The sequence below is a fragment of the Catenulispora pinistramenti genome (assembly GCF_018274385.1).
Taxonomy (GTDB): Bacteria; Actinomycetota; Actinomycetes; order Streptomycetales; family Catenulisporaceae; genus Catenulispora; species Catenulispora pinistramenti.
This window is the reverse complement of the sequence record NZ_JAAFYZ010000050.1, coordinates 12,651-33,669: the sequence shown is the minus strand read 5'-3', so window position 1 is coordinate 33,669 and position 21,019 is coordinate 12,651. Positions and strand designations below refer to the sequence as shown.

General features: G+C 68.9%; 22 protein-coding genes. 14 read left to right on the top strand and 8 right to left on the bottom strand.

What is annotated here, in order from left to right; translation table 11 throughout:
* Positions 1 to 47: 47 nt before the first annotated feature.
* Positions 48 to 1,049 (bottom strand): beta-ketoacyl-ACP synthase III, encoded by a 1,002-nt coding sequence (locus KGQ19_RS16770; protein WP_212010099.1) that lies wholly within the window; start codon positions 1,047 to 1,049, stop codon positions 48 to 50.
* A 301-nt stretch (positions 1,050 to 1,350) separates the two neighbouring features.
* On the opposite strand from KGQ19_RS16770, the gene KGQ19_RS16765 reads away from it, so the two are divergent.
* The 4 genes from KGQ19_RS16765 to KGQ19_RS16750 are packed head-to-tail and all read left to right on the top strand — an operon-like array spanning position 1,351 to position 4,601.
* Positions 1,351 to 1,641 (top strand): hypothetical protein, encoded by a 291-nt coding sequence (locus KGQ19_RS16765; protein ID WP_212010098.1) that lies wholly within the window; start codon positions 1,351 to 1,353, stop codon positions 1,639 to 1,641.
* Positions 1,642 to 1,653: 12 nt separating this feature from the next.
* Positions 1,654 to 2,544, top strand: coding sequence for a DUF6206 family protein (locus KGQ19_RS16760; RefSeq protein WP_212010097.1), 891 nt, complete (start codon positions 1,654 to 1,656; stop codon positions 2,542 to 2,544).
* Positions 2,541 to 3,326: a 4'-phosphopantetheinyl transferase family protein gene (locus KGQ19_RS16755; protein ID WP_212010096.1), complete on the top strand. Its 786-nt coding sequence runs from the start codon at positions 2,541 to 2,543 to the stop codon at positions 3,324 to 3,326. The genes KGQ19_RS16760 and KGQ19_RS16755 overlap by 4 nt, the downstream gene beginning before the upstream one ends.
* Positions 3,327 to 3,338: 12 nt before the next feature.
* Complete coding sequence (locus KGQ19_RS16750; RefSeq protein WP_212010095.1) at positions 3,339 to 4,601, top strand: nitroreductase family protein; 1,263 nt, start codon at positions 3,339 to 3,341, stop codon at positions 4,599 to 4,601.
* Positions 4,602 to 4,699: 98 nt separating this feature from the next.
* On the opposite strand, the gene KGQ19_RS16745 is transcribed toward KGQ19_RS16750, so the two are convergent.
* Positions 4,700 to 5,344: an MBL fold metallo-hydrolase gene (locus KGQ19_RS16745; protein WP_212010094.1), complete on the bottom strand. Its 645-nt coding sequence runs from the start codon at positions 5,342 to 5,344 to the stop codon at positions 4,700 to 4,702.
* A 115-nt stretch (positions 5,345 to 5,459) separates the two neighbouring features.
* On the opposite strand from KGQ19_RS16745, the gene KGQ19_RS16740 reads away from it, so the two are divergent.
* A complete protein-coding gene (locus KGQ19_RS16740) occupies positions 5,460 to 5,885 on the top strand; it encodes a MarR family winged helix-turn-helix transcriptional regulator (RefSeq protein ID WP_212010093.1) in 426 nt (141 codons plus the stop codon).
* 46 nt (positions 5,886 to 5,931) lie between these two features.
* On the opposite strand, the gene KGQ19_RS16735 is transcribed toward KGQ19_RS16740, so the two are convergent.
* Together KGQ19_RS16735 and KGQ19_RS16730 are read right to left on the bottom strand one after the other, a co-directional pair.
* Positions 5,932 to 6,546, bottom strand: a complete 615-nt coding sequence (locus tag KGQ19_RS16735; RefSeq protein ID WP_212010092.1) for a TetR/AcrR family transcriptional regulator — start codon at positions 6,544 to 6,546, stop codon at positions 5,932 to 5,934.
* A 1,914-nt stretch (positions 6,547 to 8,460) separates the two neighbouring features.
* Complete coding sequence (locus KGQ19_RS16730; RefSeq protein ID WP_212010091.1) at positions 8,461 to 8,622, bottom strand: hypothetical protein; 162 nt, start codon at positions 8,620 to 8,622, stop codon at positions 8,461 to 8,463.
* A 143-nt stretch (positions 8,623 to 8,765) separates the two neighbouring features.
* On the opposite strand from KGQ19_RS16730, the gene KGQ19_RS16725 reads away from it, so the two are divergent.
* The 3 genes from KGQ19_RS16725 (at position 8,766) to KGQ19_RS16715 (ending at position 13,158) form a co-directional block, all read left to right on the top strand.
* A complete protein-coding gene (locus KGQ19_RS16725; protein WP_212010090.1) occupies positions 8,766 to 11,408 on the top strand; it encodes a cell wall-binding repeat-containing protein in 2,643 nt (880 codons plus the stop codon).
* A 274-nt stretch (positions 11,409 to 11,682) separates the two neighbouring features.
* Positions 11,683 to 12,921 carry a cytochrome P450 gene (locus tag KGQ19_RS16720; protein WP_230418753.1) on the top strand — a complete coding sequence of 413 codons (1,239 nt, stop codon included), beginning with the start codon at positions 11,683 to 11,685 and terminating at the stop codon, positions 12,919 to 12,921.
* A 42-nt stretch (positions 12,922 to 12,963) separates the two neighbouring features.
* Positions 12,964 to 13,158, top strand: a complete 195-nt coding sequence (locus tag KGQ19_RS16715; protein WP_212010089.1) for a ferredoxin — start codon at positions 12,964 to 12,966, stop codon at positions 13,156 to 13,158.
* 126 nt (positions 13,159 to 13,284) lie between these two features.
* Here KGQ19_RS16715 and KGQ19_RS16710 read toward each other — a convergent pair whose 3' ends face one another.
* Positions 13,285 to 13,767, bottom strand: coding sequence for a MarR family winged helix-turn-helix transcriptional regulator (locus tag KGQ19_RS16710; RefSeq protein ID WP_307856434.1), 483 nt, complete (start codon positions 13,765 to 13,767; stop codon positions 13,285 to 13,287).
* 233 nt (positions 13,768 to 14,000) lie between these two features.
* Here KGQ19_RS16710 and KGQ19_RS16705 point away from each other — a divergent pair, with 233 nt between their 5' ends.
* A complete protein-coding gene (locus KGQ19_RS16705) occupies positions 14,001 to 15,185 on the top strand; it encodes an NAD(P)/FAD-dependent oxidoreductase (protein WP_212010088.1) in 1,185 nt (394 codons plus the stop codon).
* A gap of 3 nt (positions 15,186 to 15,188) precedes the next feature.
* On the opposite strand, the gene KGQ19_RS16700 is transcribed toward KGQ19_RS16705, so the two are convergent.
* Complete coding sequence (locus tag KGQ19_RS16700) at positions 15,189 to 15,431, bottom strand: hypothetical protein (protein ID WP_212010087.1); 243 nt, start codon at positions 15,429 to 15,431, stop codon at positions 15,189 to 15,191.
* A gap of 297 nt (positions 15,432 to 15,728) precedes the next feature.
* Between KGQ19_RS16700 and KGQ19_RS16695 the strand changes: the two genes are divergently transcribed.
* From KGQ19_RS16695 to KGQ19_RS51075, 3 genes are all read left to right on the top strand, one after another.
* Entirely contained in the window at positions 15,729 to 16,334 is a 606-nt protein-coding gene (locus KGQ19_RS16695; RefSeq protein ID WP_212010086.1) for an RNA polymerase sigma factor, read from the top strand.
* Positions 16,335 to 16,353: 19 nt separating this feature from the next.
* Positions 16,354 to 16,929 carry a hypothetical protein gene (locus tag KGQ19_RS16690; RefSeq protein ID WP_212010085.1) on the top strand — a complete coding sequence of 192 codons (576 nt, stop codon included), beginning with the start codon at positions 16,354 to 16,356 and terminating at the stop codon, positions 16,927 to 16,929.
* 167 nt (positions 16,930 to 17,096) lie between these two features.
* On the top strand, positions 17,097 to 17,225 hold the full coding sequence (locus KGQ19_RS51075) for a hypothetical protein (RefSeq protein WP_268907850.1): 129 nt from the start codon (positions 17,097 to 17,099) through the stop codon (positions 17,223 to 17,225).
* Here KGQ19_RS51075 and KGQ19_RS16685 read toward each other — a convergent pair.
* Positions 17,202 to 17,357, bottom strand: a complete 156-nt coding sequence (locus KGQ19_RS16685; protein ID WP_212010084.1) for a hypothetical protein — start codon at positions 17,355 to 17,357, stop codon at positions 17,202 to 17,204. The genes KGQ19_RS51075 and KGQ19_RS16685 overlap by 24 nt on opposite strands.
* A gap of 360 nt (positions 17,358 to 17,717) precedes the next feature.
* Here KGQ19_RS16685 and KGQ19_RS16680 point away from each other — a divergent pair, with 360 nt between their 5' ends.
* Together KGQ19_RS16680 and KGQ19_RS16675 are read left to right on the top strand one after the other, a co-directional pair.
* Positions 17,718 to 17,900 (top strand): hypothetical protein, encoded by a 183-nt coding sequence (locus KGQ19_RS16680; protein ID WP_212010083.1) that lies wholly within the window; start codon positions 17,718 to 17,720, stop codon positions 17,898 to 17,900.
* A gap of 13 nt (positions 17,901 to 17,913) precedes the next feature.
* Entirely contained in the window at positions 17,914 to 18,666 is a 753-nt protein-coding gene (locus KGQ19_RS16675; protein WP_212010082.1) for an alpha/beta fold hydrolase, read from the top strand.
* A 218-nt stretch (positions 18,667 to 18,884) separates the two neighbouring features.
* Here KGQ19_RS16675 and KGQ19_RS16670 read toward each other — a convergent pair whose 3' ends face one another.
* Positions 18,885 to 20,552, bottom strand: coding sequence for a serine/threonine-protein kinase (locus tag KGQ19_RS16670; protein ID WP_212010081.1), 1,668 nt, complete (start codon positions 20,550 to 20,552; stop codon positions 18,885 to 18,887).
* Positions 20,553 to 21,019: the final 467 nt, after the last annotated feature.

Genomic DNA, 21,019 nt, shown 5'->3' with positions numbered 1-21,019 from the left:
GTCGTGCGGTCGGATGCCCGGTCGTGGACGAAGCCGGGCGGACATGGTCACGGATGGGTGAGGTCGGGCCAGGTGAGCACGGTGGAGCCCCAGGTGAGTCCGCCGCCGAAGGCGGACAGCAGGAGTCGGTCGCCGGCCTTGAACCGCCCGGCCTGGTAGGCCTGGTCGATGGCCAGCGGGATGGAGGCCGCCGAGGTGTTGCCGACCTCTGCGATGTTGGCGAGTACTCGGGCCTCGGGGATGCCCAGGACGTCGGCGAGCCTGACCAGGATCCGCAGGTTCGCCTGGTGACAGGCCAGCCAATCGACGTCCCCGGCCTGCCAGCCCACGTGGCCGAGTACCGCCCGGGCGGACTGGGCCATGTGCTCGACCGCCTGCCGGAACACCTCGCGGCCGGCCATGGAGAAGTACTCGTCGCCGGGAGCGGGTGCCAGGCCGCTGCGACGTTGCTCGGCGCCACCGGCGCGCACGGTGATCAGGTCCCGGCCGGTGCCGTCGCTGCCCAAGTCGAACGGGCCGACCGCACCGTTGCCGGCGGTATGGCCGGAACGCAGCACCATCGCCCCGGCGCCGTCGCCGAAGATGACGGAGGTCGCGCGGTCCGCGGGGTTGAGGATCGTCGAGAACGTCTCGGCGCCGATCACCAGGACCGTGTCGACGCAGCCCATGGCGAGCAGCCCACAGGCGGTGGCGAGCGCGTACACGAAACCGGTGCACACCGCCTGCACGTCGAACGCCGGACAGCCGGCCAGGCCCAGCTTGGCCGCGACCACCGGTGCCGTGGCGGGGCACGGCCGGTCCGGGGTGGTGGTCGCCAGCACCACGGCGCCCACCTCGGCCAGACCCGCCGACTTCATCGCCCGCGCTCCGGCCTCGGCGGCCAGGTCCGACGTGGTCGTGCCCGGTTCGGCGAAGTACCGCTGCCGGATCCCGGTACGGGTCCTGATCCACTCGTCCGAGGTGTCCATCCGAGCTGCCAGTTGTGCGTTGGGCACCCGGCACGACGGCAGGAAGCTACCGATACCGGCGAGATGTGCCGACCTTGTCATCGGTTACCTCCGAGTGGACATCAGCGGAGCCCTACCGTCGTGGTCTGGTGCCACGAGGGGGATGCGTTCCTTACGAGCCGCGTCGGCCCGACAGCCATGGCAATCACTGTCGCAGCCGAGGCTGACCGAACGCTTTCAAGTTCTTGACCGCCCGCGAACAGCGCCGACCAACGTCCGGCGGTGAAAGGAAGCGGTAAGCGCTCTGTCAAAGCCGCGTGCGACGGTGGACCCGTCTCGGTGGCACGCGATCGGCAACGACGTGCGCGTCCACCACACGACCGCCCACGAACGGAGCCAGGCCATGACATCCCAGACCAGCCTGCGGCGCCTGCTCGCCGCCTCCTGCGCCGGAGCCGCCACCGCAGTCGTACTGCCCCGGGCCATCCCCATGCTGGCCGATACCGGCCTGCTCCGCCCGGCCACGCACGACGACGACCCGGAGAACGCATCCGCCGCGCAGGCGGCTGACTCGCCCGCCCGCCGATCGGGCCGGAAGACCGCCGTCCTCGCCGTCGGCCTGGCCTACCCCTCGTACCGGGCCTGGCGATTCACGCGCGCGCTGCGGGCACGGTTCAGTACCGAAGAGAACTGACGGCAGGCACGAATGAGCCTCGTGGTACCCGCCCGCGAACTAGCCGCCCTCGAAGCGGATGTGCAGGCCGCCCTGGCCGCCGGCGATCAGGGATCTCTCGACGTCCTCGGCTACGGCGAGGTCACCCTCGTGCTCCGCCGGGAGACCGAACACGGCTCGTTCGCCTGCAAACGTCTGCCCGTCTTCCCGGACGGCAAGCGGCTTGAGCGCTTCCGCTCCTCACTGGACACCTACCTGCGACTCCTGCACGAGCGCGGTCTGCACGTCGCCGAGACGGCCATGTGGCACATGACGCTGCCCGACGGTCGAGTCGTCGCCTACTGCCTCCAACAAGCACTGCCTTCCAAGCGCCTGTGCTCCACCCTCCTGCACAGCGAAGGTGAGCAATGGGCCGATGACTTCTTCTCGCGCTTCCTCGACCACATCGAGCAGACGGTCACCCCCAGCCTGGGGCTCGACGCACAGGCCTCGAACTGGATCGACCTCGACGGCCGGCTGCACTACCTGGATGTGACTACGCCACTTCTGCGAGACGCGCGAGGAGGCGAGCTTCTGGACGTGCGGCTCTTCTTCACCTCGCTGCCCTGGCTGCTCCGCAACCCGGTCCGCATGGCAGTCGGTAGCTCCATCTTCGACAAGTTCTACACACTCCGCGGCGTGGTCCTGGACTTCCTCGGCAACCTGATCAAAGAACGACTCGACGAACTGATCCCCCGCTTCGTCGAGCAGGCCAACGCCCGACTCGAACAGCCCCTTACCGCTGACGAAGTCGCCGCCTACTATCGCGGCGACGCCCGGATGTGGGAGCTGATCCAGCGGCTCCGCAAAGCGGACCGGTTCTGGCAACGCCGAGTACGCCGCCGGGTCTATCCCTTCCTGCTGCCACCAGTGGACAAACGGTGACCGCCGCCGTCGCGCAGGGTGCGACGCGCCTGAACGACGGACCGGACCTGCGACACCAGCTAGTCCTGGACCCGGCCCACCCGCTGCACCTGGCCTGCGTCCCGGACCTGCCCACGCTCGCCGTGGTGTCCATCGCATCGCTGCGCGCCCGCGGGGAATCGGTCCGAGCCGAACTGAGCCACCGTCACCTCACGCCTCGGGAACGGGAGCGAGCTGGCGCCTTCACCCGGGAGGGCCGCAGAATCGAATGGCTGGCCGGGCGACTCGCGGTCAAGCACGCCGTCACCACCCATCTGAACCGCGAGTACGGCCAGGCCGCCGAGACCTCGGCGATCGAGGTCCGCGCGGTGGAATCCGGGCCGCGCGCGGGCAAGCCGTTCGTCAATGCGCCTGTGGAGATCAGCCTGTCCCACTCGGGTGACTTCGCAATCGCCGCGTGTGGTTCCGGCACCCTCGGCATCGACCTGGAGTGCGGCCGAGACGTCAGCCCGCTGCTGACGCAGGTGCTGGACGAGTCCCGACCTACAGGCGACCCCGGCGGGCGACTCAGCTCGATCCCGGCCACCTTGCACTGGGCCTGCAAGGAGGCAGTACTCAAACATTTCGGATTCGGCCTGCGCATCGACAGCCGCGAGGTGGTGCTCACCGAGTGGCTCCCCAACGATCACTTCTCCTGGCGGCCCGGGCCGACACTGCGCAGCCGCACTGCTTCAAGCGCCTACCCGTCGCATGGCATCGCGCACCAGATCTCCGGCTATTCCCTGGCACTCGTCTGGCGATAAGGGAGACCCACAGTGAACCGCACCGGGCCACAACCACCACGCGTCCCTGTCCCCCTCCGCCCCGACGGCTTCCTCCTGTCGGCAGAACCCTCCTTCCAGCAAGCCCTTGACGAGGCCGCGGCCATCGCGAACCTCAGCCCCTCGTCGCACAACTGTCAGCCCTGGGGCCACGCCTGGCTGAAGAGCGACAGGGCGAAGGCCTTGGCGTACGAACTACTCCGCGGCCGCGACGACACCAGCGCGGGCAAGGACAGCGCCGGGGGCACAGACAGGAGCACCGGCACAGACAGCATCTACCTCGCCCTCGCCCAGGACACCGACCGCAGCCTCAGCGCGCTCCCCGCACACTCCGCCGAAATGCACCTCAGCTGCGGTAGCTACTGGCATCTCCTGCTGCGTGCACTGGCCGCCCAGGGCTGGCTGCCGACAGCGGTCCACCACCTCGGTCCTGAAGCCGCGCACCGAGCCGCGGCCGACGCCGGCTGGCCGCGCAACTGGCACCTGCTCAGCCTGGCCGTCCTGAACCGGACCGGTGTCCCGCCGTCCACCGATCTCGCCGAGCTCCGCGCCACGGCAGCCGCCAGGCGCACCAACCGCGCCCCCTACCGTGACCTGGCCGTCGCACCGGAGGCCCTGCACGAACTGGCCAACCTGTCCCCCACAGCCCGGGACACGAGCGCCCGACCGGGGGTGACGGTCCGGCACCTGCGATCGCCGGTGGAGCTGCGGCGCTTCGCGACCCTCATCGCCGACCACGCGGGCAGGGACTTCAGTGACGACGCAGCCTGGCGCGAGACCCACTCGTACTTCCGCTGGACCGCCAAGGACGCCGCAGCACGCCCAGACGGCTTCACCCCCAGCCAGATCTTCGGCGCCGTGTCTCCGCCCCGCCGACTGCTGGCGCGCGTCGCGCTGAATCCCGCCGTGCTCCCGCGCCTGTGCCGACTGGGCTTCGACCGCTACCTGGGCAGTCAGCTCGCGCGGACCGTACGGACCACCCCCGTGATCACGGCCGCCGGCCTGCCGATGGACGTTCCGACCGCCTCCGACCTCCTCAGCGCCGGGATGTGGCTCGCCGACTACTGGCTCACCGCCACCCGAGCAGGCCTGGCCCTCCATCCGCTCAGCATCCTGACGCAACATGAAGACCTCTGTATCGAGCTCCAACAGCGCTTCGGCCTACCTGGCAGGACATTCTTCGTGGCCCGCCTCGGCTATCCGGCCGCCACCGCGGCTGCGACGCTGCGACGTCGCGCTTCAGCCTTCACTCTCTGACCCGCGCTCGGCGCGCCAGCGTGGCCGATGTGAACACCGCCGTCGCCGCTGCCGCCATCGCCGCTGTCGCCATCGATGTGATCGCCGATGTCGGGCGGTTACAGCTGGACGTCGATACCGGGCTCGACGAGCTCGATCGGGATCCCGGTCAAGCCCTTCTCGCCGAGGAGGTTGGCGGTGGAGTGCCGGCCGAGGTCGCTGAGCATGAGCTCGTGGATCTGGATGACGCGTTCGGGCTTGACCGCGCGGACGTAGTCGGCGGCTTCGCCGAGCTTGGTCCATGGGCCGCTGGTCGGCAGCAGGAGAGTGCGCACGGGGGCGTCGGGCACGAAGTAGGCGTCGCCAGGGTGGTACAACGCTCCGCCTTCGAGGAGGTAGCCGACGTTGTCGGGGCACGGGATGTCGGGGTGGATCAGCGCGTGGCGGTCGCCGTGGACGGCCGCGGTGATGGCGCCGACGGTGAAGGTGTCCCCCGCGGCGACGGCTTGGACGCGACCGCCGTGGCTGCCGAGGGTGGCCGCGACCGAGGCGGTGCCGAAGACCCGCAAGTCGGGCTGAGCTTGGAGAGCGGCCGCGACGGCCCTTTCATCGAAGTGGTCGAAGTGCTCATGGGTGATCAGGACAGCGTGGGCCTGGGCGAGGGCGTCCGCCGCGTCCGGGGTGAACGTGCCGGGGTCGATGACCAGGCGGGTGCCGTTCTTCTCAACGGTCACGCAGGCATGAGTGTGCTTGGTCAGCTTCACAGTGTGGGTCCTCTCCGTACTGACGCATTTTCTACAACCAAACTGTACAGTCTAATTGTATAAATGTGCACCCAAGTTGTACAGCCTGGCTGGCAACTACCCGTAGGCTGGCCCGATGGACGACTATCAGCTGGCCGAAGACCTCCGCCTGGCGATCGGAGAGCTTGTACGAACTGTCCGCACCGCCGACACGATGCCCCCCGGCGAGGCCGCCGTCCTGGGCTACCTGGACCGCGACGGCCCGCTGACCACCGCCGACGTCGCGCAACAGCGAGGAGTCAGCCACCAGTCAACCGCCAAGGCGGTCAAAGAACTCCTGGCTCAGGACCTGGTGCACGCCGAAGCCCACCCCAGCGACGGACGCAAGCTGCTACTCCACCTCACCCCGGCGGGAAGAGACCGCTTGGCCGAGGAGCGCCTACGGCGAGCAGCCTCGCTAGGCGCCGCGATCAGCGACGCCCTCAGCTCCGATGAGCGCCAGACCCTAGAGGCGGCACTGCCGCTTCTGTCACGCCTGACCACGCACTTGAAGGCAAAGTAAGCCGGAACGATCGGGAGTCAGGCAAGACCAGTTCGACACACCCTCATCACCGGTCGCGCCGCCCCGGTGGCATCGGGCGGACCAGGCGCGGGATGCTGAGGCGCAACGTCTCGATCGCCTCCGTCGAGGTCATGCGGCCGGCACGCACTTCCTCTCCGGCGGCATGCCCGAGGGCCAGCACCGCGGTCAGGACCCAGCCGATCGGCAGGTCCGGGGCGACGTCCCCCTCGCGCCTCCCCCGTTCGATCACCGCTCGCAGGCGTTCCAGGATCGGGGCATGCCGCTCGCGGTCCTGCTCGGGGCTCACCGGCGGCGTGGCCAGGTGCAGCAGGAACGGATCGGCGTCCATGCCCGCCCAGCCGGCCTCCATCAGCCGCACCAACGCCGCGTCCGCGGGGCCGCTTTCCAAATCCGCCGCGTCCAAAGCCGCCACCACGCGTGCCGCGGCCCGCTCGATCAGGGCATTGATGAGCAGTTCGCGAGAGGGGAAGTGCGCGTACAACGTCTTGCGGCTGATCCCCGCGACCTCGGCGACCACGGCCAGGCTCGCGTCCGGCCGCTCACTGAGCACGGCACTGGCCGCGTCGAGGATCGCCTGGGTGTTGTGGACAGCGTCGGCGCGGCGTCGCCGGGGTCCAGGCCCGGGGGCTAAAGGTGACACGGTTGCTTAGTTTACTCCACGGGTTTAACGTGACAGCGCTGTCACCTTTACAGCTCGGCCGCGGGCCGCCGCCGCACCTCGCGAGGGGATCGTCGTTCATGAATCCACCATCCGACCCGGCCGTTCACACCGCCGGACTGACCAAACGCTTCGGGGACGCCCGCGCCGTGGACAACTGCCGTGTCGGGCATGCTTTGCCCGGTTGTTCGTGACGAAGTTCGTGACGGAGTTCGTGACGCGCTGGTCGCCGGGCGGGATCTGTTGGTGGCTGGTGTTGTGAGCCTGGTTGCGGTTGGGGTGTAGGTTAGAAGCTTTTTACGGCCTTCGGTCATAGTTGTACCGGTTCGGGGTTCGTGGCGGCGGGTATGCAACTCGGCTGACAGTTTCCGCGTTCACAACCCCGCCCCACCTCAGGCCTCTTCAACTCCAGCAAGTCGGAGCAAGGGCAAAGGGCCAGAGCAAGATCAAAGTCAAAGGCGATGGTGAAGGGCCGGGCCTCCGGCGGGCCTCGGCAACCTCAGGGAAACTAGCGCGGTTCCCTCGGGTGGCTGGGTCAGTCTCAGCGGCGGCGGTTCCTGAGGTGGTGCGGTCCGTTCCCCTCGGTCGCGTCGTCAGCCCGGGGGGTACAGCACCGGTGTCCGGGGGTAAAGTCCGCGCGCTTGCGGTCATGCGTGTGAGCTGCGGTTTTGTTCAGCGCGAACTTGACCCCCGGCCACCGGCACTGTAGGCGAAGCCCTGCCGACGCGACCGAGGGGAACGAACCGAAAACCAGCCGGAAGAATAGCAATCGCAAGGAACGAAGACGCATGTTAGCGATGCGGCTGCCGGTGAGGCCTTGGTGGCGGGTCGGTGGTCAGTTGGTCGAGAACACGCCCGGGTGCAGTGCAGCGCGATATGGGGCATGTGCCACAACAGCCAACCACCAGCTGCTGATATCCCTGGTAGACCTCAATGTCCGCAGCATCGGCCTTGGCTGCGAGGTCAATCCGCTGTCGGCCGGTGTCCATCTCGACAGTCGGGCCGGTCCGCACCCGCCAGCCCAGAATGAGCACCCTGCGACTGTCGCGCTGCCAGCACCCCGACCGGCGGCCGAATCCGCCGAGTCGCCGGTACCGAACCACCGGGCTTTGCCATTCTTCCGGTCGGTTTTCGGTTCGTTCCCCTCGGTCGCGTCGGCAGGGCTTCGCCTACAGTGCCGGTGGCCGGGGGTCAAGTTCGCGCTGAACAAAACCGCAGCTCGGGCACCCAACCGCCGCGCGCGGACTTTACCCCCGGACACCGGTGCTGTACCCCCCGGGCTGACGACGCGACCGAGGGGAACGGACCGCACCACCCCACAAACCGCCGCCGCTGAGACTCACCCAGCCACCCTAGGGAACCGCGCAAGTTTCCCTGAGGTTGCCGAGGCCCGCCGGAGGCCCGGCCCTTCACCACAGCCCTTGACCTTGACCTTGCTTGCGGCTGTTGATCTTGCCCTTGCTCTCACTTGCCGGAGTTGAAGAGGCCTGAGGTGCGGCGGGGTTGTGAACGCGCGAACTGGCAGCCGATATACGTACTTGCCACCCCGAACCCCGAACCGGCACAACCATGACCGAAGGCCGTAAAAAGCTTCTAAAACCTACACCCAAACCGCAACCCGGCCTACAAACCCTAACCCCCGCAAAAAGATCCGAACCCCGAACCACCCCAGTCAAGACTTCCCGCGCCCCACGCCCCCGAGGCCGCACCGGCCATCGCAGCCACAAGCAGCAGGGCAAACGCTGCCTGCCACGGCACTAGGGAGCAGCCAGTCCACAGGGACCTTCATCGTTCCGTACGTGGCTCTACCGGATCGGCACCGACAGGCGAGCCGACCAAAGAGCTGTGGATCACCCACGCAGTCGCCGCGCGCACCATGCGCCAGCGGCGACGGGGTCAACAGATACGCGGTAGCGGATCTCCGATCAGCAGGTCGACGATGCGGGTGCCGCCGAACTCGGTCTTGGGCAGCACCAAGGCCGGCGGGTCGGCCTCGTTTTCAGGCAGGCCACCGGTGGCTTGTCGGCTCTGGCGGGTTTTCGCAGTATCCGTACTCACCGCTGGTCCGTCGAGGCGGGAGACAGAGGTTGAGTGCCCTGTCCCGAATCGGGGCGCGCGCGTTGACTTCCACCACCGGCGTGGAAAGAATCTTGCTGCTTCGAGTGAAGCCGCTTTCGGCTGCCGCGATACGGGAGATCCACATGGTGCACGCACGACGTGTCGTAGCCGCTGCCATCTGCGGTGGCGTGGGCCTGGCGATGGCCCAACCTGTGGTCGCGCGAGCCGGGGAAGCCAACGACGTCTTCGTGAACAGCGACAAGGCGGTCTGCTCGGACGCCACCGGAGCGGGGAGCCAGGCCGCCCCCTTCTGCACGGTCTCGGCCGCATTGGCATCGCCCTCCGTCGTCGCCGGGACGTCGCTGTGGCTGACCGGGTCGTTCGCCGGTGGCATCGACATCACCAAGTCGGGCGTCGCGCTCCAGGCCTCGAGCGCCGGTGCGTTCATCGCCGGTGGCGCCTACGGCATCTCGGTCGCGGGCCAACACGACGTCACAGTTCGAGGCCTTCGGTTCCTCAACACGTCCGGGGAAGCGCTCAAGGTGTCGTCCTCGTCCTCGATCGCGGTTTCCGGTATCGACGTGCAAGGGGCCCAGAAGCAGGCGCCCGCCGCCGGGACCGCGGGAGCCGCCGTGCGGTTCGACGACGTCGCCGGGGCGACGATCACGGACAGCACCATCCATGCGAGCCTCGGCACCGGCGTGCTGATCGACGCCGGGTCCACCGGCGTCGTCGTGTCGAACGACATCATCGACTCGATCTCAGGGAACTCCGCCGCGGGTGGCGGAGTGTCCGTCGCCGACTCCTCAGACGTCGACGTGGTGGCCGACACCGTCGACGGGGTGTGCGGCACGGCGATCGCGGTCGCCGGGACCGCGGACGACGTCCGGATCGAGAACGACATCGCCGACGCGAACCAGGGCATATGCGGCTACGACGAGGCCGGTGTGGCGGTCGCGGCATCGGCGGTCTCCGGCACCGTCGTCAGCCACACCATTGCGAACACCGGCAAGAACGGCTGGTGGAACAACGGCGGCCCGGCGTTCCGCTGGGGAACCACCGACTACACCGACGCCGCCGCGTTCGACGCCGCCGGGCACGGCACGGCCGACCTCGTCGGCGACCCGAAGTTCGCCGGCCAGTTCGAGTACGGCGGCGATCGTGGGGACTACAGCCTCACCACCGACTCCCCGGCCATCGACTCGGCCGACGGATCGGCGCGCAACGAACCCGCGACCGACATGGCCGGCGGCGTCCGCAAACCCGACCCGATCGCGGCCGAGGCCGGCCTGGGCACCGGGACGCCCGCGTATGCCGATCGCGGCGCCCTGGAGTTCCAACCGACCCCGCCGCCGACGCACCTGAGCCTGGGCGTCGATCAGCATGCCGCCACCTACCGCCACGTGATCGCGGAGATGCCGTACGACACGCGCTGGCCGGTCACAGGATGCGTGTTCGTATTCGATGACGGATACAAGTCCAGCGGGCCGACGTGCAAGGCCGATCACACCTACCCGACGGATGGTCCGCACACGGTGGCGATGACAGCGACCGACGCCTACGGGAACACCTGGACCGATACATCCTCGATCTCGCTCGCCCCGGACACCGTGAAGCCCGAGTTCGCGGCCAGCCAGTTCAACGGACTGGTCACCGTGACCATTGTGACGAAGGGCCTCGCGACGGCGACCGTCGATTACGGAGACGGCCGGCCTCCGGTGACAGTCAACTGCGACGGCGCTGAACCTTGCGCCGCACCGGCCTATCAATACTCCTCATCCGGCTCGTACACGATCACCGTGAACGGCACGGACACTCTTGGCTTCACCGGCTCAGCCACCCACACCCTCGATGTCCTGACCTACGGCCACCCGACGGTCCACCGGGTCGCCGGACCGGACCGCTACGCGACGGCCGTCGCCGCCTCTGAGGCACAGTGGGCCGCCGGGTCGGCCGGAGCCGTCGTCCTCGCCTCCGGCGCCGACTTCCCGGACGCACTCACCGGCGTCCCGCTCGCTGCCCACGTCCACGGCCCGCTGCTGCTCAGCGATCGGGCCTCGATCGCGTCAGTCACGGTCGCCGAGATCACTCGCGTCCTGGGGACCGGATCGGGCAAGACCGTATACCTGCTCGGCGGCACGAATGCTTTGTCGGACGCGGTCGCCTCGGCCCTACCCGCCGACTACAAGATCGTGCGACTCGCCGGCTCGGACCGCTTCGACACGGCGCGCCGAGTCGCCCAGACCATCGGCCCGTCGGCACACGTCGTGGTCGCCAGCGGCCGTACCTTCGCCGACGCGCTGACCGCCGGGCCACTGGCAGCCCGGCAAGGTGCCCCGATCCTGCTGGCCGACGGACCTACGCTCGACCCCGCGACCGCGGCGGCGGTCGCGGCGCACGCGTCGATCACGGCCGTCGGCGGCCCGGCAGTCGCCGCGGTACGCACAGCGCTCCCCGGCCGGGCCTTCACCGCCCTCTACGGCCAAGACCGCTACCAGACAGCGACCGCCGTCATCAACGCGATGACGGCAGGGGCGATCCCGCACTCGGTGTCGGTGGCCTCGGGTGTGAACTTCCCGGACGCGCTGGCCGGCGGTGCCTTCGCCGCCAACGCCGGCCAGCCGCTGGCGCTCACCGATCCGCACCATGTGTCCAGCGACCTGCCGCTGGAACAGTGGCACCTGTACGAGTGGGACGGAACCGTCTCGGTCTTCGGCGGATCCGCGGCCATCGGCGACGAGGTGGTCGCGGAGATCGTCCGGGACACCGGCGGCCACCCGATGTGAGGCCGCGAAGGTCACAGGGCACTGTCACAGGGCACTGTCACAGGGCACTGTTGCAGGGCACTGTCACAGCACTCGATCCCTGATCCCCGATCCCCCGAGAACCGCCCTCCATGAGCGATGGGCGGTCCGGTGGTATGGGCCACCAATCACATCCGTCCGACCGAACAAGGGTTCTGCGACGCAGAGTATAGACATTCTATATAGATAGTTGATACTGTGCGTAGTGATCAGGTCGCCCCTCGACACGAGAGACCTTCGGAAAGGGCGAGGCACCATGAACTCCGTCTCAGCACCCACCCATGACGCGCTGACGACCGAAATCCCCGACTACCCCATGTCCCGCAGCGCCGGCTGCCCCTTCGATCCGCCGCCCGAGCTCAGCGAGCTGCGCGCGCACGCCCCGGTCAGCCGGATCCGGCTCTGGGACGGCAGCACCCCGTGGCTGGTCACCGACTACGCCGACCAGCGGGCGTTGCTCGGCGATCCGCGGGTCAGCGCGGACGTCACACGCTCGGGCTATCCGCATCAGTCCGCCGGGCTCAAGGCCCGGCGGGCCGAGGCCTCCACCTTCATCAACCAGGACGATCCCGAGCACGCCAGGCAGCGGCGGATGGTCACCGCGGCCTTCTCGATCAAGCGGGTGGAGGCGCTGCGGCCGGCGATCCAGCGGATCGTCGACCAGCTGATCGATGAGCTGCTCGCCGGCCCCAAGCCGGTCGATCTGGTCCAGGCCTTCGCGCTGCCGGTCCCCTCGCTGGTGATCTGCGAGCTGCTCGGCGTCCCCTATCAGGACCATGAGTTCTTCCAGGACCGCAGCAAGGCTCTGATCAAGAGCACCGCCACGCCGGAGGAGTCGGTCGCGGCCGTCAGGGAGCTGATCGCCTATCTCGACGGCCTGATCGGCGAGAAGCTCGCGCACCCGGCCGAGGACCTGCTCTCCCTGGTCGCCGAGCAGGTCCGCGCGGGGGAACTGACCCGGCGTGAGGCCGCGAGCATGGCTCAGCTCCTGCTGGTGGCCGGGCATGAGACCACCGCCAACATGATCGCGCTCGGCACGCTGGCCCTGATCGAGCACCCGGACCAACTCGCCCGGGTCCGGGAGAGTCAGGACCCGAAGCTGATCGCCTCGGCGGTCGAGGAACTGCTGCGCTACCTCAACATCGTGCACAGCGGACGGCGCCGGGTGGCGCTGGAGGACATCGAGATCGGCGGGGTGACGGTGCGCGCCGGCGAGGGCCTGGTGCTGGCTAACGACGCCGGCAACCGCGACCCCGAGGTCTTCGCCGAGCCCGACCGGCTCGACGTGGGCCGCAACCCGCGCCGGCACATCGCGTTCGGCTTCGGCGTGCACCAGTGCCTCGGCCAGCCGCTGGCCCGCGTCGAACTACAGGTCGTCTACAGCACGCTCTACCGCCGCATACCTGAGCTGCGGCTCGCCGCGGACATCGAGGAGATCCCGTTCAAGCACGACGGACTCGTATACGGCGTCTACGAGCTCCCGGTTACCTGGTGAGCGACAAGCCGCCGATCACCTGGTGAGCGGACAGGAGGAACCATGAAAGTGATCATCGACCAAGACAAGTGTGTCGCCTCCGGCCAGTGCGTACTGGCCGCGCCCGAGGTCTTCGACCAACGGGAGGAGGACGGCATCGTCGTCCTGCTCGCCGAGAACCCGCCGCAGGACGCTGCCGAAGCGATTCGCGAGGCCGCCGCCCTGTGCCCGGCGCTGGCGATCGCGCTGGAGGAATAGCAGCCCCCTGAAGTAGACCCCTGACACCCCTGACACCCCTGACACACCGACACGTCCTCGCCCTCCGGGGCGAACCGGCGGGCGAGGACGTGCCCGAACTGGCCGGCGGGGTCGAAGGGCTGGCGCCTACTTCTGGTCCTGGGCAGCCCCCCGCTGCCGCTCGACCAGGTCCCGCAAACGTTCGATGACGGGGACCGCGGCGGCCAACGTCGCCGCCTCTTCGGCCGACAGCTGGTCGACGGCGTCGGCGAAGATCCCCGCGGTGACGGCACGGCGCGCGCCCAGGTAGGCCGAGCCCGCTTCGGTGATGGCGACCACGACCGCGCGCTTGTCGGTCGGGTCGCCGCGGCGCTCGACATAGCCGACGCGGACCAGCGCGGCGACCAGCGAGGTGACCGACGGCTGGGTGACGCCCTCCGAGGCGGCCAGCTCGGTGATGCGGCGCGGCCCTGTGCGTTCGAGTGTTGACAGGGCCGCTATCGAGGTCAGGCTCATGTCCCGGGGGCTGAGCCGGACGAACGAGGCCAGCAGGTCGTAGACCGCGGCGGCAGCATCTCCGCCGGCGCGCACCACGGGCGTCGTATCTCGGGGACCGACGGTTGTGCTCACGGTGCGAGCATAGCCGGGCTCCGCGCTCGAACAGAGATATATAGACACTCTATATAGTTCCCCTCCACACTTCCCGGCGGCCGCCACCGCTACCGCCCCGCGCAGGAGTTACCAGTGACCATGCACATCATCGTGACCATGCACATCATCGAGGACTGCAAGCAGGCCGATGCCCTCCGTCCGGCGGCGGCGATCGCCACCGCCACCGCCACCGACGAGGCGTGAACATGAACATGCCGAACAACGTTGTCATCGTGGGCGCATCAGCCGCGGGCCTGACCGCCGCCGAAGCCCTGCGTGCCCACGGCTACTCCGGAACGCTCACCCTGGTCGGCGAGGAGTCGCACGCCCCCTACGACCGGCCGCCGCTGTCCAAGCAAATCCTCGCCGGCGCCTGGCAGCCGCAGCGCGTCGCCCTGCGTTCGGCCGAAGCCTTCGCGAAACTCGACGCCGCACTGCTGCTCGGCCGATCCGCCACCGGTCTGGACCCGCGCGCCCGCGAGGTCCGGCTGGACGACGGCCGGCTGCTCGGCTACGACGGCCTGGTCATCGCCACCGGCGTCACCCCGCGCCGGATCCCCGGCTGCGACCTGCCCGGCGTCCACTTGCTGCGCAAGCTCGACGACGCCCTCGCACTGCGCGCCGAACTGCTCACCGGGCCGCGGCTCGTGGTCGTCGGCGCGGGATTCCTCGGCGCCGAGGTGGCCGCGGTGGCGCGGACGATGGGCCTGGAGGTGACGCTGGTCGATCCCTCGCCGCTCCCGCTCAGCCGCCTGTTCGGAGCGCGCGTCGGGCAGCGCCTGGCCCGCCTGCACACCGAGCACGGCACGAAAGTACTCAGCGGCAGCAGAGTGCGCCGCCTGCTGCCCGCCACGGAAGGGGAACCGCGGATCGCCGGGGCCGAACTGGCCGACGGCAGCGTGCTGAAGGCCGACGCCGTCGTGGTCGCGGTCGGCTCCACCCCCGCGATCAGCTGGCTGACCGACTCCGGCCTGCCGCTGGCCGACGGCGTCACCTGCGACGCCACCTGCCGCGCCGCACCCGGCGTCTACGCGGCCGGCGACGTCGCCTCCTGGCCCAACCCGCACTTCGGCATCCGCATGCGGCTGGAACACCGGATGAACGCCACCGAGCAGGCCAGGGCCGCGGCCGGGAACCTGCTCGGCGACGACCGCCCGTTCGCCCCGGTCCCCTACCTGTGGACCGACCAGTACGACGTGCGCATCCAGGCACACGGCATCTTCCCGGCCGATGCCGAGATGACCGTCCTGAGCGGCGACCCGGACGAGGGCCCGTTCACCGCGGCATACGGCCACCGGGACCGCGTCGTGGGCGTCCTGGCCTGGAACAGCCCACGCGAGATCCGTCGGCTGCGGAGCCTGGTGGCCGAGCACACCCCATGGCCGATACCTGACTGACCATCAGCGGGTGAGCCCATCCGGTTCGAGGTCGACGATCGCGGCTGCCGATGCGCGCACAGCGTCGCGGAACCAAGCGTGCGGATCGATGTGTGGCAGGTTCGTACTGAGGCCGCCGCGGGGCAGAACCGCCCCGTCGATCAAGCTGAGCACCGTGTGGCTGACCACGCTCGTGGCGTCCTCGTCGCGGCGTTCGTGCCGTCGGAAGCGGAGCCGGGGCACGCGGGGCGCGTTCGGCGAAGACACCGGCGAGATGCGGACCGAGGACGCCGAGCGTGTAGTCCGACATCACGATGTGGAACTCGCGCTCGGTCGTGGCCGGATCGAACGAGGTCCTGGTGGCGGCCATCACCCGGGCGTCCTCAGAATTCTGCCTCGTGGGAGTTCACACACGGTCACCGGCACGCTGGACTCCACAGCTGACACGCGACAGCTGAACAGCTGTCCCGTTTCCCACGATATAGTCCACGGCTGTGCCCCTGACCTGCGACGACCAGATAGGTTGAGACTTCGGGGTGCAGGCCTTCCATCGCGAGGCCTGATATGAGACCGGACGACGACTCCGGCTGGATGCGTGACCGCGGCGCGACCCGTCTGGCCGACGTTTCGCACGCCGTTCGCGAGGACTTCCGCAAGCTGGTCGAGGAGAACTACGACGCCGTGGTCAAGTACGTCCAGGGACTCGGTGCGACCATCACCGACGCTCAAGACGTCACGCAGGAGGCCTTCACGGATGCCTGGCAGCAGATCAGCGAGGGCGGGACGGCGTCGATCTATGCCCCGCGCGGCCGGCTCCGGTTTGTGGCCCGCCGGAAGTATCAGCAGCCCAGTGCCCGAAGAAGGGAAGTCCTGGCGATGCCCGTTCCGTACTTGCCGGAGACCGTTCGCGGGAACGATGACCCCAGTGCTCTGTCAGCGCTCGCGGTCTCGGTACGGCGCGGGCTTGAACAGATGGGCGATCCCCTCCGCGCGATCTTGGAACTGTCGATGGACAGTCTGACCGCTCGCGAGATCGTCGCCGCGCTCGGCCGAGGTGATCAGCCGACCCAGGCAGAGCTGCAATGGATTCAGGACCAGCTGAAGAAGGCCCGGAAGATCATGTGGACGTACCTCACCGACGAGGAAGGGGGCGCCGATGAACTCCGGTGACGTTCCGGACGACGACCTCATGCCGGAATCCGAACCGTTCGACGGGATGCTCGCCGCAGCCAACCGCGACATGCTCGACCACGTCCGCGCTCGAATCCACCCAGGGATCCCGCAAGAGGTGGACAGCAGGGCCGCTCTTCGGGCGCCGAGCGAGCCGGCCGCAGGCGACACAGCCTGTTCGGCGAAGCCGAAGACGGTCGTCGACGACCTCTGGGCGCTGTCCGGCGAGGAAGAAGTCTGTCTCGCCCTGGAACTGACCCGGGAGTTGACCGACGCGATCGACCAGTCGCTCGACATGGCCCTGGCGGTCTCCCGCGACAGCGGTTCAGCCCGAACGCGCGCCCTGCTTCACGCGCTGTGCGTCGACCTGGCCGCTGCCCGCGACTTCGAACCCGAGCAGGCCCGCGCCTCCACGCTGGCCTTCGCCTGCGACGCGCCCCTGACGCCCGACCTTCGCCGGGACACGCTCGACGTGCCAGTCGGCACTGCGTGGTCGGAGGAGACCAAGTGGCCGACGGGTGTCGGCGCGCGCCTCCGGACCGTCTCGCGGAAGTACCGGTCGGGCCGGTACCTGGTGGAAATTCCAGAAGCCTAGTGGTTCCCGCCGTCGCGACCGCGCGGCCGCGCTGGAAGGACGCCGCGACCGGGACTCGGACTCCCCTAGCGACGCCGGCACTCGGCCATGGCGCGACCCAGGGCTCATCAGCCGCGTCGGCCGGTCCGGCACCACGCCGCGGATGGCCGGCCCGCGCGCAGAAACTGATGCCGATCACGGCCGTGCAGAAACGCTTCAACCTGCTCGACCGCAGCGGCGTCCAGCTCCTGGCCGACTGCGAGGCCCAGGGCATCGAGTCGAAGGCCGCGAGGCTAGCCGTGCTCCCGGCCCGGTAAGGGCGCGCCTTCCAGGAAGGCGAAATAGGTCTCGACTGCTTCCGGCTCGATTTCGGGGTCGGCGGGGCCGTAGCGGGTGTCTGTACGGTCCCGCTTCGGCCCCGAGATCCAGAACTCCTCCTCGGTCTGCACGTCGTAGAAGTTCGCATCGAAGGACCCGCGGCGAACAGCCTCGGAAGACTTCCGGTGTGTGCCAGAGCCACTGCCATGACCGCCTTCGTGACGGCTGTGTCCACCTGGGCGGTCAGGTCGTGACGGTTGCCGAGGTTCGCCGGCGGGGTGCGCAGGTCGAGATCGTTGATGGTGCGACAGTCGCCTTAGACACACCCCCACGAGGGGTGCTAGGGCCACTGCGCGCCACAGGGCACGAGCAAGAGACTGAACATCAGCCGGACGGCGTTGCGGCGCCGGTCCGGCCGACAGCCACCACCGCCTCCTCACCCGTCAGCTCTCACCCGTCAGCTCTACACATCAATGATCTGGTTCGGAGTAATGACCCATGCCCGCACGACCGCAGTCCCCTCGCCACAGCCGCAAGGCCACATCCCTGATGGCCGCCGCCGCACTGCTCGCAACGGCGACAGCATGCGCGTCCACCACATCCTCCGCACCCTCCGCATCGGCATCGGCATCGGCATCGGCATCGGCATCGGCATCGGCACCACAGAACCCTGATACCACGCTGCACATGATCTCCACCAACGGCCACCGCCTGGCCTTCCACGTCACGCCCGGCCATCTGCCCACGATCGTCCTGGACGCCGGCGGCGGTCTGGACTCGTCCTACTGGAAGAACCTGGTGCCGGTCCTGGCCGGGGACACCGGGTCGGAGATCATCACCTACGACCGGGCCGGGATGGGAGCCAGCGACGAGGTACCCGGCCCCTGGAAGGTCCAGGACGCCGTATCGGACCTGGCGGCCGGACTCCGGCAGCTGGGCGTCACCCACGACGTGGTCCTGGTCTCCCATTCCGAGGCCGGGGAGATCGCCACCTCCTTCGTCAACGACCACCCCGGCGCGGTGGCCGGCGCGGTCCTGGTCGACGCGAGCCTGCCGGACTTCTACACCCCCGGCGAACTGTCCAGAGTCATCGCTGCCAACCAGGCCCAGATCGCCACCTTGGCGAAGCAGCCGTCCACCAAGCAGACCCGACAGCTACTGGCGGTCGCCCAGGACTACGGGCCGGCACACCAGGCCTACCACCAGATGACCTGGCCCCAGGACGTACCGGCAATCGCCATCGAATCAGCGAAGACCCCCTTCGACACCTCACCCGCCGACGCCCGACTCTGGCGGGACGCCCAAGCCGCGTTCGTCAGCCACGCCGCCAACCGGCGTCTGGTCGTGGCGGCCAACAGCTCGCACGACGTACCGATCGACCGCCCGGACGTGGTCGTCAAAGCGATCCAGGACATGATCGCCGAAGTCGGCCGGACCTGACCGGGAACCACCGCCGACGATCGGGCCGGCCGAAGTCCGGGCCACGGCCCCCGGGCAGTCAGTCTCCAGACTCCCGTGGAATGCGGTGCTCGCCGTGGAGCTCCTCGCATCGAGGTCTACGACGGTCGTTCGATCGGCCTGGGCCGACAGCCCCGGAACTCGGCCGCGGCGCAGCCGCATCATGTCCGCCCCCGCGGCTCGTCCCGGCCGCGTCGCGATCACCCGAGGTTGGGGCACAGGTCGTGCTGGATGGATGCCGGAGCCTGCGAGATGATCGGATCGCCGCACAGGTCGGTGCCCATGAAGGCGGTAGCCCAGGTGCCGTCTGATTGCTGCCGATACAGGAGGCTGATTCCGCCGCCGTCGCTGTCTGAGTAGAGGCGCGCGCCGCCCCAGCCGGAGTCACATTGCAGGGTTTGCGGCTCGACGAAGGTGTCGCTGGGCAACGAGTCCCGGTTCGTGGTCCTGGCCAGGTCAAGAGCCTGCGAATCGGTCAGGCATCGCGGTGCTGTGGGCATGGGAGTCGACGTCGGCGTCGGCGTGTCGGTGGTGGATGTGGTGGGATCCGGCGTGTCGGTGGTTGATGTAGTGGATGTAGTGGGATCCGACGTGAGCGGTTGCGTCGTGTCCGGTGGAACGTATGGCTGCGTCGCGGACGGGGTGGATGCGAGCGTGTTGGGCGGTGCGGCCTGGTTGGCGGTGTGCTGCTGGTGGTACCAGGCGATCCCGCCGACCAGCAGGGCGATCCCGAGTACGACGCCGATGCCGGCGAGGATCGCCTCGTTTGATGCGCGCTGCCTGGCCGGGTGTGCAGAACCTGCCGGCTGTGGCTGGTCCCACACCGGCGGGCGCGCAATCCCGGCGGAACTGGTCAGCGTGATCGACTCCCACGGCAACCGGCCCTTGCCTGCGCCCGCCGCGCCTGCCTGATTTCGGGCCTGCGCGGGCAGCGATTCGGTGCCTGCCTCGTCCGGGGACGGCAGTCTCCAGGTGTCGGGGTTTCGCCCGGCGAGCAGTGCTCGCGCCTGCGCATTATCAGGCCTCTGATGTGGTTGCTTCAGGGTCAGGGCCTGGATGAGCGGGGCCAGTCGGCCGGCGCGGCTCATCGGCGGGAGTGGCTTGGTGAGGATCGCTGTCAGGGTGCCGGTCTTGCTGTTCTTCTTCTCGAACGGCGAGAACCCCTCCACGGCCTCGAACAAGGTCACCCCGAGGGAGAAGAAGTCGGAGGCGGAAGTACCGGTCTCGCCCTCGGCCCGCTCCGGCGCGATGTAGGCCATGGTGCCCATCACCGATCCCGACACGGTCACCGTCACGTCGCTGTCGGACTTGGCGATGCCGAAGTCGGTGAGCAGTATCCGGCCGTCATCGGCCATCAGGATGTTGTGCGGCTTGATGTCGCGATGCACGATGCCGGCCTCGTGCATGGCCAGCAAGGCGTCCAGCATCGCCTCGGCGACCGCGGCGACCCGCTCGACGCCCAGCGGCGTCAGCGCCACGTCCGCGTCATCGGCGACCCCGACGCCCGCGGGGTCACGAAGCAGGCTCCGCAACGAGCAGCCCCTGACCAACTGCATGATGATCCACGGCACCCCGTCCTCGACCACCACGTCGTAGACCGTGACGATGTTCGGATGGTCGGCCAGCGCCGCGGCGTTCTTGCCTTCCCGCCTGGCCTGCCGCAGCCGCGTCTGCTGCTGGACCGGCGGCAGCGCCGGCAGCAGCACCTCCTTCACCGCGACCGTCCGGCCCAGGTCGGTGTCCCTGGCCTCCCAGACCCGGCCCATCCCCCCGTGGCCGATCTGGGCGACGAGCTCATAACGGCCGCCGACCAGATGCCCGGGCCTTGTCCCATCGACGTTCAAGGTGAGCCCCGTCCCCCCACTCATCAACGGACACTGTCGTGAACAGAGAGACAGACTACTGACGCACGCGTACGTCGCCCACCCGCTTCGAAGACTGGCGACTCGGTCACTCGGGCTATACCGCGGCCAGGAACTCCCCGGCGCCACGAAGCCGCGTCCGAAGCCTCGCCTGCGTGCGCGCACAATCCAGACGCAGGTTGATCGGCCCCGGCGTATCCAGGTCTGCGCGAGACGCGGTTTTCAGCGCCGCCGGGTCCAGTCCTTCGCGCTTGGCGATCAGGCAGCCCATCTCATAAGGTGCCGGGGCCACCCGGGCCCGCCAGCACTACGACGAACACCATGCCTCCCCCAACCAGCGAACAGAAGTCAAACTAGTCGATGCTTGACAGATTACGAATATATGAGGTCTCCTACTTTGGCGAAGGAGCTACGAAGCGATCGTGTTCTGCGCATTCGGAGTCGCCCCATCCTGGTGTCGCGGTGGGAGCCGT